The following is a 13144-nucleotide window of genomic DNA, read 5'->3' as shown; positions in this document are numbered from 1 at the left end:
GTAAAGACAAAACTCCGTTTTGGGTTGGCAACGGATACCACGACCCATTCCGTGGCCGGATGCTGAAAACAGCATCAGGGCTTCCTACATTCCGTTCAGGTGCAATCGCATCGAACGGGGTGTCGCATGATCAGATTCTGTCATCATCCTGCCGCTCATCGTCGTGATCTGGCTGCTGCTTATCCGGATCATCCGCGACGTGAAGAAGGCCAATATCGACTGGACCGGCGTCGCTACTATCATCGGCTTCATCGCGCTCGCCTTCTGGCTGCGCCATGTCACGGGCATGGGGTGAAGAAGAGGGAGTAGCGAGTAGCGAGTAGCGAATAGGGAAGCTCGATTTCCGAACTGCGCACATCCGCTATTCGCTATTCCCTACTCGCTATTCGCTCAATAACCTTCGAACCTTTTGCCGCTTCGCCACGACTGATCTCAAGAGGCGAATGGTCGCCTCGGTCAAGGATCCAGGAGATCATTGTGTTCAAGCGCACGCTCACTTTCGCTCTCGTAGCTATTTTCGTCGCCACAGGCGCGCTGGCCGCCACGGTTCAGACGTCGTCAGCTTACGATATGCATCATCACCATCATTACTACGACGACGACTATGGCGACTACTGGTGGTACCATCATCGCCACCATCATCATCATGGCAGAGTGGTTATCATCCTTTGATACCAAGCCTTGTCGCGTTCGAAGGGCGGCCTCGGCCGCCCTTTTTTGCATGTTCCGTGATCCACAGGCGGGAACCGACCGCACCTCCGCGAAAAAATCTCAAGAAAACCTCGAACCTTTTTCCTGGCCGCCGCGACCCATGTTCAAGAGGCGGATGGTTCGCCTCTCCAGCGAAACCCAAGGAGATCGTCATGTTCAAGCGCACCATCGTTTCCGGCCTCATCGCCTCCACCATCGCCGCCGGCTCGCTCGTCGGCACCGTCCAGCCCTCGGCCGCTCACGACCATCATCATCGCCGCGAGCTCGGAATCGGCATCGCCGCCGGCGTCGGTGGCTTCGTGCTCGGCAGCCTGCTTGCTCAGCAGCAGCCCCGCACCGTCTATGTCGAGGACGACTACGAAGCGATCCACATCCGCCGCTGCTATGCCCGCTACGCCAGCTACGACGAAGGCTCCGACACCTATATGACCTATGACGGCCCGCGCACCTGCAGGCTGTGAAAGGGGAGCCGAACCAGCGACGGGAAACAGGGGCTGCACGCAGTCCCTTTTTCCTGTGTTTGAGCAGGTATCAGGGATGCGTCTTCGCGGCGGCGTCCAGCATCGGCAACCCGGCGTCGCGGCAGGTGTTGGCAACCCGAAGCCTTGCATTCGGCGAACTGTCGTCAATCGCCACCAGCTCGAAGCTATTTCCGGTGTCCGGGTGGATTTTCGCAACGAATGGCAAATCGCGGTCAGCGGCGCCGGACGACTTCTTGTCGTTGACAGTGCCGCATGCCACGATCTCCTGGCGTCCGTTCAGCGTCCGCTCGCCGGCAAGTATAGTCCCGAACCTGGCGGAGAGCGGATTGCTCAGATGCGGGCGCACGCCGGCGGTAATGATTTCCTCCAGCGCGAGCGAAACTGGCATGGGATCGACGTGCTGGGTGCCGCTGGGTTCGGGCGGCGGCGGCGCTGCGGCCACGCATCCGCAAAGTGAAGCGGCAGACAGGAGCTGAACTGTTTTCCACATCCGTGCCCTTTCGCACGCATTCAAAGGCTCCGGCAAGGCGATCAGGATCATGCATGCAAAGGTGTACAGCGATTTTGCGAGCGTCTAGTCTGGACCGCTAACAGGAGGGACGGTGGCTTGGACGAGCAGGACCCGAAGGAAGAAGTGGTGGAGACGGTATTCCGCAACGGCACCGTCACCACGGTCGGCATCCTGCTGGCCTTTTCGCTGGGTTTCATCACCCATTGGGCCGCCAACCCGATCCCCTGGCAGACCTACCACCTAGTCGCGGTCCTGCCGATCCTGATCGGCATCGCGCTGCAGATGCGGGCGCTCGCCATGCTGCTCGACATAAAGTCGCTGCAACGTCGCATTTTCGAACGCGCCAACCGCATCTTCATCACCGGCCTTGTCTTCACGGCCTGCGGCGTGGGCGCCGCGATCCTGCTCGATTTCTTCGACATCGCGGCAAAGAGCGCATTGCCGGGCGCTGCGTGATCAGCCGGCGCTGACGCCGCCGATCATCTTCGTCACTTCCGCTGCCGCCTCGTGGACCAGCGGGCCGATCTCGGCCAGCCGCTCCGGTGTCACGCGAACCGTAGGGCCGGATACCGAAACGCCGCCGATCGGCTCGCCATATTCGTTGAAGATGGCCGCGGCCACGCAGCGCATGCCAGGGTGGCGCTCTTCGTCATCGACCGACCAGCCGCGATGCTTGATGGTGGCGAGATCATGCGCCAGCCCCGAAATGTCGGACAGCGTCTTGTCGGTGTAGCGCTGCAGGCCTGCCTTGCGCAGGATTGCCGCGACCCGTTCCGGCTCGAGATGCGCCAGCACCGCCTTGCCGATGCCCGAGGCATGGAAGGGGCTGCGCGTGCCCGGCCTGAAAAAGGCGCGGATCGCCTGGTGCGTCTCGACCTGGCTGACGAAGACGACGCAATCGTCCTCGGCGACGCCCAGATTGGCGGTCTCGCCGGTCTTCTCCATCAATTCCTGCATGACGATGCGGGCGCGGTCGACCAGCTTCCTGCGGCGCAGGAAGGCGGCGCCCATTCGGTAGGTCTCCACGCCGACGGACCACAACTGGTCGGTCGTGTCGAACTCGACCATGCCGTGGTTCTCCAGTGTCGTCAGCATGCGATATGCGGTGGAAGCGGCAATGCCGCTTTGCGCCGCGATCTCGCTGAGCGACAGGCCGCTGGCTTCCGCCACGATCGCCAGGATGCGCAGCGCCCGGTCGAGCGACTGCACCGAAGTCGCTTCCGCAGGGCCGTTGAAGGCGCGGGGCCGGCCGCGCTGGCGCTTTTCAGTGGTTTCCATGCCCTGCATTCTCGCTGGATTTCATGTCGAGCACAATGAAAAAGTTTTTCATGTTTTGCGATGATGGTTTTCTGGAAAACGAAAAGTGTCATGAAATCAACGATAACTGGCTGTTTTCTAGAAATGAAAAAATATTCTAAAAAAATTGAAAAATCAAAGGCGCGCTGACATTATCAAGCCAACCAACGAAATGGAGGCTTGCTATGGCCAGGATGCGCGCTGTCGATGCGGCGGTTCTTGTTCTCGAAAAGGAAGGCATCACCAATGCCTTCGGCGTGCCGGGCGCGGCGATCAACCCGCTCTATTCGGCGCTGAAGGCGCGCGGCACCATCCGCCACGTGCTGGCCCGCCATGTCGAGGGCGCCTCGCATATGGCCGAAGGTTATACGCGGACCAAGGCCGGCAATATCGGGCTCTGCATCGGCACGTCGGGCCCGGCCGGCACCGACATGATCACCGGCCTCTACTCGGCCTCGGCCGATTCCATTCCGATCCTGTGCATCACCGGCCAGGCGCCGCGCGCTCGGCTGAACAAGGAGGATTTCCAGGCCGTCGATATCGCTGCGATCGCGGCACCCGTCGCCAAATGGGCGGTCACCGTCATGGAACCTTATCTGGTGCCAATGGCGCTGCAGAAGGCATTTCATCTCATGCGCTCGTCGCGGCCCGGTCCGGTGCTGGTCGACCTGCCGGTCGATGTCCAATTGGCCGAGATCGAGTTCGATATCGATGCCTATGAACCGCTTGCGCCATTCAAGCCGGCCATGACACGCGCCCAGGCCGAAAAGGCACTGGCGATGCTCAACCAGGCGGAAAAGCCGCTGATCGTCGCCGGCGGCGGCATCATCAACGCCGATGCCTCCGATCTGTTGATCGAGTTTGCCGAAATCACCGGCGTGCCGGTCATCCCGACCTTGATGGGCTGGGGCGCCATTCCCGATGACCATCGGCTGATGGCCGGCATGTGCGGCTTGCAGACCTCGCACCGCTACGGCAACGCCACGATGCTGGCGGCCGACTTCGTCTTCGGCATCGGCAACCGCTGGGCCAACCGCCACACCGGCTCGGTCGACGTCTACACCAAGGGCAAGAAATTCATCCATGTCGATATCGAGCCGACCCAGATCGGTCGCGTCTTCGCGCCGGACCTCGGCGTCGTCTCGGATGCGGGCGCGGCGCTGAAGATCCTGCTCGACGTCGCCACCGAATGGCGCACGGCCGGCAAGCTGCGCGACTGGTCGGGCTGGGCGAAGGAATGCCAGGGCCGCAAGAAGACGATGAAGCGCAAGACGCATTTCGACCAGGTGCCGCTGAAGCCGCAGCGCGTCTATGAGGAGATGAACAAGGCTTTTGGCCGCGACACCACCTATGTCACCACGATCGGCCTGTCGCAGATCGCCGGAGCGCAGTTCCTGCATGTCTACAAGCCGCGCAACTGGATCAATTGCGGCCAGGCTGGCCCGCTCGGCTGGACGCTGCCGGCAGCGCTCGGCGTGCGGGCCGCGGATCCGGACCGCGCCATCGTCGCGCTGTCGGGCGACTATGATTTCCAGTTCATGATCGAGGAATTGGCGGTCGGCGCGCAGCACAAGCTGCCCTACATCCACGTCGTCGTGAACAACGCCTATCTCGGCCTGATCCGCCAGGCGCAACGCGGTTTTTCGATGGACTACGAGGTGAGCCTTGCCTTCGAGAACGTCAATCGCAAGGACGATCCCGAGGCCGGCTATGGCGTCGACCATGTCGCGGTCGCCGAAGCGATGGGCTGCAAGGCGGTCCGCGTGCGCAAGCCGGAAGAATTCGCCGGCGCTTTCAAGGAAGCGCAGCGGCTGATGAAGGAGCATCAGGTGCCGGTCGTTCTCGAATTCATCCTCGATCGCGTTACCAACATTTCCATGGGCACGGAAATCGACAAGATCACCGAATTCGAGGATCTTGCCGAAAGCCATGAAGATGCGCCGACGGCAATCGTGATGCTGGATTGATGCATGCCGCCCAAAACTGCGCAGCGGTTTTGGGACAACGGCACGCATAAACAAAAATGCCTGGCGGAAAGAAGGAGAAAAAGAATGCCGCGTTTTTCAGCCAATCTGTCGATGCTCTTTGGCGAGCATGACTTCCTCGACCGCTTCGATGCGGCGGCTCGCGCCGGCTTCAAGGGCGTCGAATATATCGGCCCTTATGACCATGCGCCCGATGTCGTCGCCGCGCGCCTGAAGAAGAACGGGCTCAGTCAGGTTCTCTTCAACCTGCCGGCGGGCGACTGGGCCAAGGGCGAGCGCGGCATTGCGGTGCTGCCGGATCGCGTGCCGGAATTCCGCCAGGGCATCGCCAAGGCGATCAGCTACGCCCATGCGCTGGGCTGCGAGCAGGTCAACTGCCTGGCCGGCATCGCACCACAAGGCGCCGACCGCGCTGTCCTGGAAAACGTCTTTGTCGAAAACCTCGGCTTCGCGGCCGAGAAGCTGGAGCAGGCCGGCATCCGGCTGCTGATCGAGCCGATCAACACCCGCGACATCCCCGGCTTCTTCTTGAACTACTCGGACCAGGCGTTGGCGCTGATCGACCGTGTCGGCTCGAAGAACCTCTATTTGCAATACGACATTTACCACATGCAGATCATGGAGGGGGATCTCGCCCGTACCATCGAGGCTAACCTTCCCCGCATCGCGCATATCCAGCTTGCGGACAATCCCGGCCGTCACGAGCCGGGGACGGGCGAGATCAATTTTCCTTTCCTGTATGACCATATCGATCGCCTCGGCTATTCGGGCTGGGTTGGCGCAGAGTACAAGCCGAAGGCTGGGACCGAGGCCGGGCTGGGCTGGTTCAGGCAATTCGCCGGGCAGGGTAGCGCGGCAGCCTAAGCGCCAACGCCGAAGCTGCTGATCTCCCCCTTGTGGGCAGGGCAATCGCATATGAGTTTTTACGAAGAGGACCCCCACCCTTAATCCCTCCCCACAAGGGGGAGGGAGACTTGGTAGGCGCTGATCCCTGCAAATCGCCCAGGTTCGACGCCAAAAGGGAGGCATGCGGCAGCATTCCCTCCCCCTTGTGGGGAGGGTTAGGGTGGGGGTCCTCTTCGTAAAAACTCATATGCGATTGCCCTGCCCTTGTGAGGGAGATGGCCGGCAGGCCAGAGAGGGGCGCGAAGGAACGCGGCCTCGATAAAGGAGAACCACAATGGAAACCATCGGTTTCATCGGCCTCGGCATCATGGGCGCGCCGATGGCGGGGCATCTGCTCGACGCTGGCTACAAAATCATTGCCAGCGACCACCGCTCGAAGCCGCCGGCAGATCTCATCGCCAAGGGCCTGAAGACCGTCACCGGCCACAATGCGGTGGCCAAAGCCGCCGACATCATCATCACCATGGTGCCGGACACCCCGCAGGTTGCCGACGTTCTGTTCGGCGAGAATGGCGTCGCCTCGGGCCTGTCGAAGGGCAAGCTGGTCATCGACATGAGCTCGATCTCCCCGATCGAGACCAAGGAATTCGCCAGGAAGATCAACGATCTCGGCTGCGACTATCTCGATGCGCCGGTGTCGGGCGGCGAAGTCGGCGCCAAGGCTGCCTCGCTGACCATCATGGTCGGCGGCGACGACAAGGCGTTCGAACGCGCCAGGCCGGTGTTCGAGAAGATGGGCAAGAACATCACGCTGGTCGGCCCGAACGGCGTCGGTCAGACCACCAAGGTCGCCAACCAGATCGTCGTCGCGCTGACCATTGAAGCCGTCGCCGAAGCGCTTGTTTTTGCTTCGAAAGCCGGCGCCGATCCGGCCAAGGTCAGGCAGGCGCTGATGGGTGGGCTCGCCGCCTCGCGCATCCTCGAAGTGCATGGCGAGCGCATAATCAAACGCAGCTTCGCGCCGGGCTTCCGCATCGAACTGCACCAGAAGGACCTCAATCTGGCGCTGGAAGGCGCCAAGGCGCTCGGCGTCTCGCTGCCCAACACCTCGACCACGCAGCAACTGTTCAATTCCTGCGCCGCCAATGGTGGAGCCAAGGAGGATCATTCGGCGCTGGTCAGAGCGCTGGAGCGGATGGCGAACTTCGAGGTCGGTGTGGAAGCAACTGGAGCCAAGGGCAAAGCAGCTTAGGTCAGGAGAGGGCGGCTCAACGTTCCCACGCCGCCTTTCTCTTTTCCTGTCAGAGAACGGGTTCCTGCCTTGCCGGCGGAACCCGTTCGTCTTTGATCGGCCTCGAAAAATCCGGCTCAGCCGCGCTTCAGAAACGCCCGTGCGGCATAAAGGCTGACAGCCGCCGCGTTGGAAACGTTGAGCGAGCGGATCGCGCCGGGCATATCGAGACGGGCGAGCGTCGTCACCGTCTCGCGCGTCTTCTGGCGCAGGCCTTTGCCTTCCGCGCCCAGCACCAGCGCTATCTTGTCGCCGGTAAAACTGGTTTCCAATTCCGCCGGTCCATCTGAATCGAGCCCGATGGTCTGGAAGCCGGCCTCGTGCAACTGTCCCAGGGCATCGGCGAGGTTCTTCACCTCGATCTGGTCGATATGCTCCAGCGCGCCGGAGGCGGCCTTGGCCAGCACGCCGGATTCCTGCGGGCTGTGGCGGGCCGTGGTGATCAGCGCACCGGCGCCGAAAGCGACCGCCGAGCGCAGGATGGCGCCGACATTGTGCGGATCGGTGACCTGGTCGAGCACCAGGACGAGCGTTGTATCGCCGAGCGCATCGAGGCGCTTGGGCTTCAACGGTTCGGCCTCGATCAGCACGCCTTGGTGCACCGCGTCTGTGCCGGTGATCTTGTCGATATCCTTCGGCTCGACCAGTTCGGCCTTGAAGGGCAGGGCGGCGAGGGCGGCGATCTCCAGCCGCTCGGCGGCGTTGCGCGTCACCAGCATTTTGCGGATCTTGCGCCGCGGATTGTCGAGCGCGGCCCGCACCGTGTGCAGGCCATAAAGCCGCACCAGGCCATCGGTTGGACTTTCGCCCGGCGCCACCGGCTGGCGCGGCCGAAATGCCGGTGCGCCGCCTGCTTTCTGGTCGCGATGCGCGCGCCGCAGCTTGGCGTAATGCGTGTCTTTCGGGGTACCTGGCTTGTCGTTCATGCGGCCTCTATAGCCGTCTCGTCCGGCTAAGGATACGGGCGGCGATAATGAATGCCGAACATCGTCCGAAAAACCACCGCCGCGCCGGTTGACACCCATCGGCCTTGCCGCCATAAGGCGCTTCGCTGATTTCGGAGAAGATCTTACTCGGGCTCCGGATTGGCGAAAATGCCTCGTTGCATGGCTCCGGCGGCAGACTGGAGAGGTGCCCGAGTGGTTAAAGGGGACGGACTGTAAATCCGTTGGCTTAGCCTACGTTGGTTCGAATCCAACCCTCTCCACCACTGCCGGCCCGGAAGCCCTGAACGAACAAGTCTCGGACGAAAAGCGCATGGCGCTTTTCGGGTGAATCCGGTACTTCAGTGTAAGGCGCGGGTATAGCTCAGTGGTAGAGCAGCAGCCTTCCAAGCTGAATATGCGGGTTCGATCCCGCTACCCGCTCCAGATATCTCTTTGCCTTCCAGCATTTGGCCTTCCAGCATCGCACGCGAAAAACGCCGCGCGCCGGAGCGCGCAGCGTATCGCTTCTGACGATGCTGCTTAGCTGTTGAAAGCAGAGGCAACCTGATGCGGCTGCGGCACCTGCCCATTCGGCGTCAGCTTGTCGACGATGCCCGGCAGGGCGGTCGACAGTTGCTTGAGCAACTCCTGCTCGTCCATGCCGGTGCGTTGCGCGATCTCGCGGATCACCGCCGGACCGAGCGCCGAACCGAGATCGCTCGGATTGATCGACTGGTTCTGGCCGGTGCCGACCCAGGAGTCGGCGACATTGCCATGGCCGGCGCCCTTGAGCTTGTCGAGCAACCCGCCGAGACCGCCGAGCAGTCCGCCATCGGCTGAAGCGCCGGTGTCCGCCGGCGTCGGCGTCGGCGCTTCGGCTGGCTGGTCGCCGCCTCTGCCGCTCAGCATCTTGCCTACCAAGAGCGCGCCGAGCGCGATCATCAGGGGTTTGGTGATGTTGCCGCCTGGAACGGCATTGTCAAAAAGGCCCATCGCGGATCTCCCGTTTACACCAAGTCCGTCCCTTGCACGCAACAATGGCGCAATCGGGCGGAATTGCAAGTTCGCTTGTGGTTTTGACAATCATATGAACATGATGGGGCCGCGGGGGAATAGGAGGGAACCATGGGCTTCATCTACTGGATTATTCTCGGTCTCGTCGCGGGCTTCATCGGCAGCAAGATTGTCAACAAGACCGGCCAAGGCATGATCATGGACATCGTGCTCGGCGTTGTCGGCGCCATCGTCGGCGGCGTGATCTTCAGCCAAATCTTTGGTTCGGGCATCACAGGTCTGAACATCTGGAGCCTGATAGTCGCCGTGGTCGGCTCTGTCATTGTGCTCTGGGCGTATCACCAGATTTCAGGCAAGCGTACGCTTTAGGAGAGCCGCGTTAGGTCAGCGGCTGAGGATCGACCCGTTCGGGTCGGCCTGCGTTGAAACGGCGTCGTCACGCGACGATCGTCAGCCGTCGCCTTCTTTCATCGAGCGAGACGATTGCCAGGCCGCTGCCCATCACCAGCAGGATGCCGCAGACGGCGAGCGCGTTGGGGAATTGCCCAAAGACCAGCAGGCCGGAAATCACCGCCCACACGGTGAAGCAATAATAGAACGGCGCCACGGCGCTCGTCGGCCCGACGCGGTAGGCCATGAAGATGAAGAAATGGCCGAAGATCAGGAACAGCCCGGCTGCCGCGATCAGCAGCAGATGATGCCCCCGCGGCATCACCCATTGCTCCGAAACCAGATGCGCCGCGCCCGCGCCGACCAGCACCACCAGGACGGCGGAGATCGCCACGATCATGCCGGGCACCTCGGCGCCGACCTTGCGCCCGGCCAGGTCTCGCGCCGCGGCCAGGGCGGCATTGCCGAGCGCCAGCAGCGCATAGACGGAAATCCCTTGCATCGTCGGCTGCGCCACCATCAACGCGCCGACGAAACCTAGCCCGATCAGCGCCATGCGCGCGGCGCCGATCTTCTCACCGAACAGCAGCGAGGAGCCGGCCAGCACGATCAGCGGCGTGATCTGTCCGAGCGCCGTTGAATCGGCAATCTGCATGTTGGCCAAGGCCACGATGTAGCAGAGGATCGCCGCCAGCTCGCAAAGATTGCGGCTGAGCACCTTGCGCTCGAACAGCAGTGGGATCTGCCTGCCATAGCCGAGCATCAGCAGCAGCGGCATGCCCCAGAGCGTCGCGGCAGCGCCACGCAGCAGGAGCACCTCATAGGGCGGCAGCCCTTCGGTCGCGAGCTTCATCATCGTGTCGTTGACGAGGTAGGACCCCGTCGAGACGATCATGAACAGCGGACCGCGGATGTTTGCCGGAATGAAGTGCATGGGATGAGGAAATCAGAGCGGTGGTTCGGCGGCAATGGGCCAGCCTGGCAGCATTTGATTTTATGTGCGCCGTCCCTATATCCGGGCCACATTCCCCCTGAAATCGATCTCTGTTCAGGTCGCGCCAAAAGACGCTTGGCGACAAGGCACTTGTGTTTTTCAGCCGTTGTCGCTAATCGCCCCGCATTCGACTGAACTGAAGGTCAAAGGCCGCCTAAGGAAAGAGACTATGGCAAAAGGTAAATTCGAGCGCACCAAGCCGCATGTGAACATTGGCACGATCGGCCACGTCGATCATGGCAAGACGTCGCTGACGGCGGCGATCACGAAGTATTTTGGCGAATACAAGCGCTATGACCAGATCGACGCGGCGCCCGAAGAGAAGGCGCGCGGCATCACCATTTCGACGGCGCATGTCGAGTATGAGACGGCCGCCCGCCACTATGCCCATGTCGACTGCCCCGGCCACGCCGACTATGTGAAGAACATGATCACCGGTGCCGCCCAGATGGACGGCGCGATCCTGGTCGTCTCGGCCGCCGACGGCCCGATGCCGCAGACCCGCGAGCACATCCTGCTTGCCCGTCAGGTCGGCGTGCCGTCGATCGTGGTGTTCCTCAACAAGGTCGACCAGGTCGACGACGCCGAGCTGCTCGAGCTGGTCGAGCTCGAGGTTCGCGAGCTTCTGTCGAAGAACGAGTTCCCCGGCGACGACATTCCGATCGTCAAGGGTTCGGCGCTTGCCGCTCTTGAGGATTCCAACAAGACCATCGGCGAGGACGCGATCCGCGAGCTGATGGCTCAGGTCGACGCCTACATCCCGACGCCGGTTCGTCCGCTCGACAAGCCGTTCCTGATGCCGATCGAAGACGTGTTCTCGATCTCGGGCCGCGGCACGGTCGTGACCGGCCGCGTCGAGCGCGGCATCGTCAAGGTTGGCGAGGAACTGGAAATCGTCGGCATCCGCCCGACCACCAAGACGACCTGCACGGGCGTCGAGATGTTCCGCAAGCTGCTCGACCAGGGCCAGGCCGGCGACAACATCGGCGCGCTGCTGCGCGGCGTTGACCGTGAAGGCGTTGAGCGCGGCCAGGTTCTGGCCAAGCCCGGCACCGTCAAGCCGCACAAGAAGTTCGTGGCCGAAGCCTACATCCTGACCAAGGACGAAGGTGGCCGTCACACGCCGTTCTTCACCAACTACCGTCCGCAGTTCTACTTCCGCACCACGGACGTGACCGGCATCGTGACGTTGCCGGAAGGCACCGAGATGGTCATGCCTGGCGACAACATCACCGTCGATGTCGAGCTGATCGTGCCGATCGCCATGGAAGAGAAGCTGCGCTTCGCCATCCGTGAAGGCGGCCGCACCGTCGGTGCCGGCATCGTCGTCACCATCAAAGAGTAATCGATCCGGCACTTGCCGGTGAAGAAAGGGCGGTCTTCGGACCGCCCTTTTTCGTTGCTTGCGCTGTGCAGGACAAGTCTTGCGCGGTTGTTTCGAAGCTATTGCAAGTGCCAATGCTGCAACTATGATCGGTTGTGTCGAGGGGGGCTTCGTCAAATGGTTCCAGGACGTCTTCTTGTACGGACATTTTGGTCGCTGAGGCTGATTTGCCTGCTTGCGCTTCTCGGCATGGGTCATGCCGCATTTGCGCAGGATACGCCAACCGATCTCGGCCCTCCGATGAAGTTCGGCATTGTTCGCAGCAATGCTCCGGGTTGTGAGCCGATCTGCCCCGAATGGATATCGGCCGAAGGCTCGATCGAGGCCGGAACGCCGGCTCTATTCAAACGCTTCCTCAAAACGCTCGGCGAGCGAAGGCTGCCCATCATCGTCAATTCCCCTGGCGGTAGCGTCGACGCGGCGATCCAGCTTGGCCGGATGATCCGCAAGAACAGGTTCGATATCGCGGTCGCCACGACCAAGTTCACCGGTTGTCCACCGGGGATGGATTTCTGCCGGCCGGGAGAGGGCGCTACCTATTTTGGCGTCGCGTCCGACGGTGGCGCCATATGCAATTCCGCTTGTCCGCTGATGTTCGCCGGTGGCACCAGACGGCTGGCGGGCGGGCGGGCCTATGTCGGCGTGCACCAGATCACCACGACCTACTTCCCCACCAGGCGGCAATATCGAACTACCTATCGGACCGTACGAGGTAAGAAATACCGGGTCACCATGGAATACATCATCCAGGCCGCCAGTTATAAAACCTACACGATGAGCAAGTCGCTCGAGAGAAGGCTTGCTGCCTATTTCAACGAGATGGGTGTCGAAAAGGGCGTGCTTCTGACCATGAAGAACACGCCGGCCAGCGCCATCCATCAGCTAGAGCTGCAAAACATGCTTCGTATGAAGCTGGTGACCAGCGGTGATTATTTCGGGTTGCTGACCCTGGCGAGCATATGCCGAGCCAATCCGATGCCGGAGAACTGTCGGGAAATGAAGTCGCCAGGGGAAAAGGCTAAGCAAGTGGCCAACGTGGCGGAAGCCAAACCTTCATTGGGTGGCCCTGGAACCCGCTTGGTATCCTGTAGCAACACGGCAGGTACATCGACCGCCGTTCCGTACCCCGGCATCGGCGAGGCTTGTGGTGACCCTGGTGTTGCGTGGCCGGCCTGGAGCGGGGTAAGGCAGATCGCCCGTACACATCATCGGACCAGAACCCATGACGGTTGCGGTTGAGCCGTCGTTTTGTCCGGGGTCGGCCTAGCCGTCCCCGTTTCAAAGCTGTTGCAAGCACCGCCGCCGCAACTAGTA

General features: G+C 61.8%; 15 protein-coding genes and 2 tRNA genes. 12 read left to right on the top strand and 5 right to left on the bottom strand.

Translation table 11 applies throughout. The features are described from left to right. Positions 1-163 precede the first annotated feature (163 nt). From ACVDG8_RS01285 to ACVDG8_RS01275, 3 genes are all read left to right on the top strand, one after another. Entirely contained in the window at positions 164-295 is a 132-nt protein-coding gene (locus ACVDG8_RS01285; RefSeq protein ID WP_447253059.1) for a hypothetical protein, read from the top strand. Positions 296-477: 182 nt separating this feature from the next. After that, positions 478-672, top strand: coding sequence for a hypothetical protein (locus ACVDG8_RS01280; protein WP_447253058.1), 195 nt, complete (start codon positions 478-480; stop codon positions 670-672). Positions 673-863: 191 nt separating this feature from the next. Further along, positions 864-1172 (top strand): BA14K family protein, encoded by a 309-nt coding sequence (locus tag ACVDG8_RS01275; protein ID WP_447253057.1) that lies wholly within the window; start codon positions 864-866, stop codon positions 1170-1172. 70 nt (positions 1173-1242) lie between these two features. Here the strand turns inward: ACVDG8_RS01275 and ACVDG8_RS01270 are convergent, their stop codons facing one another. Continuing rightward, positions 1243-1734 (bottom strand): hypothetical protein, encoded by a 492-nt coding sequence (locus tag ACVDG8_RS01270; protein ID WP_447253056.1) that lies wholly within the window; start codon positions 1732-1734, stop codon positions 1243-1245. A 66-nt stretch (positions 1735-1800) separates the two neighbouring features. Between ACVDG8_RS01270 and ACVDG8_RS01265 the strand changes: the two genes are divergently transcribed. Beyond that, positions 1801-2160: a hypothetical protein gene (locus ACVDG8_RS01265; protein ID WP_447253055.1), complete on the top strand. Its 360-nt coding sequence runs from the start codon at positions 1801-1803 to the stop codon at positions 2158-2160. On the opposite strand, the gene bhcR is transcribed toward ACVDG8_RS01265, so the two are convergent. Then, positions 2161-2982: an HTH-type transcriptional regulator BhcR gene (gene bhcR, locus ACVDG8_RS01260; RefSeq protein ID WP_447253054.1), complete on the bottom strand. Its 822-nt coding sequence runs from the start codon at positions 2980-2982 to the stop codon at positions 2161-2163. 203 nt (positions 2983-3185) lie between these two features. Between bhcR and gcl the strand changes: the two genes are divergently transcribed. From gcl to ACVDG8_RS01245, 3 genes are all read left to right on the top strand, one after another. Next, entirely contained in the window at positions 3186-4967 is a 1782-nt protein-coding gene (gene gcl, locus ACVDG8_RS01255; protein ID WP_447253053.1) for a glyoxylate carboligase, read from the top strand. 84 nt (positions 4968-5051) lie between these two features. Next, complete coding sequence (hyi, locus tag ACVDG8_RS01250; protein ID WP_447253052.1) at positions 5052-5849, top strand: hydroxypyruvate isomerase; 798 nt, start codon at positions 5052-5054, stop codon at positions 5847-5849. A 316-nt stretch (positions 5850-6165) separates the two neighbouring features. Further along, positions 6166-7083 carry a 2-hydroxy-3-oxopropionate reductase gene (locus ACVDG8_RS01245; RefSeq protein WP_447253051.1) on the top strand — a complete coding sequence of 306 codons (918 nt, stop codon included), beginning with the start codon at positions 6166-6168 and terminating at the stop codon, positions 7081-7083. A 116-nt stretch (positions 7084-7199) separates the two neighbouring features. Here ACVDG8_RS01245 and ACVDG8_RS01240 read toward each other — a convergent pair whose 3' ends face one another. Then, positions 7200-8048, bottom strand: coding sequence for a TrmH family RNA methyltransferase (locus ACVDG8_RS01240; RefSeq protein ID WP_447253050.1), 849 nt, complete (start codon positions 8046-8048; stop codon positions 7200-7202). 199 nt (positions 8049-8247) lie between these two features. On the opposite strand from ACVDG8_RS01240, the gene ACVDG8_RS01235 reads away from it, so the two are divergent. Next, a tRNA-Tyr gene (locus ACVDG8_RS01235) sits at positions 8248-8332 on the top strand. Between the two features lie 87 nt (positions 8333-8419). Beyond that, positions 8420-8492, top strand: a tRNA-Gly gene (locus ACVDG8_RS01230). A 96-nt stretch (positions 8493-8588) separates the two neighbouring features. Here the strand turns inward: ACVDG8_RS01230 and ACVDG8_RS01225 are convergent. Further along, the gene (locus ACVDG8_RS01225; RefSeq protein ID WP_447253049.1) at positions 8589-9041 is read right to left on the bottom strand and encodes a YidB family protein; all 453 of its coding nucleotides are present in this window, start codon (positions 9039-9041) and stop codon (positions 8589-8591) included. Positions 9042-9173: 132 nt separating this feature from the next. Here ACVDG8_RS01225 and ACVDG8_RS01220 point away from each other — a divergent pair, with 132 nt between their 5' ends. Continuing rightward, positions 9174-9431, top strand: a complete 258-nt coding sequence (locus ACVDG8_RS01220; protein WP_447253048.1) for a GlsB/YeaQ/YmgE family stress response membrane protein — start codon at positions 9174-9176, stop codon at positions 9429-9431. Between the two features lie 67 nt (positions 9432-9498). On the opposite strand, the gene ACVDG8_RS01215 is transcribed toward ACVDG8_RS01220, so the two are convergent. Then, complete coding sequence (locus ACVDG8_RS01215) at positions 9499-10386, bottom strand: DMT family transporter (RefSeq protein WP_447257199.1); 888 nt, start codon at positions 10384-10386, stop codon at positions 9499-9501. A gap of 229 nt (positions 10387-10615) precedes the next feature. Between ACVDG8_RS01215 and tuf the strand changes: the two genes are divergently transcribed. Together tuf and ACVDG8_RS01205 are read left to right on the top strand one after the other, a co-directional pair. Further along, positions 10616-11791, top strand: coding sequence for an elongation factor Tu (tuf, locus tag ACVDG8_RS01210; RefSeq protein WP_447253036.1), 1176 nt, complete (start codon positions 10616-10618; stop codon positions 11789-11791). A 156-nt stretch (positions 11792-11947) separates the two neighbouring features. Beyond that, positions 11948-13069 (top strand): hypothetical protein, encoded by a 1122-nt coding sequence (locus tag ACVDG8_RS01205; protein ID WP_455707491.1) that lies wholly within the window; start codon positions 11948-11950, stop codon positions 13067-13069. Positions 13070-13144 lie beyond the last annotated feature (75 nt).

The sequence above is a fragment of the Mesorhizobium sp. ORM8.1 genome (genome assembly GCF_053005525.2).
The sequence above is the reverse complement of the archived record's forward strand: the minus strand, read 5'-3'. Positions and strand labels throughout refer to the sequence as shown.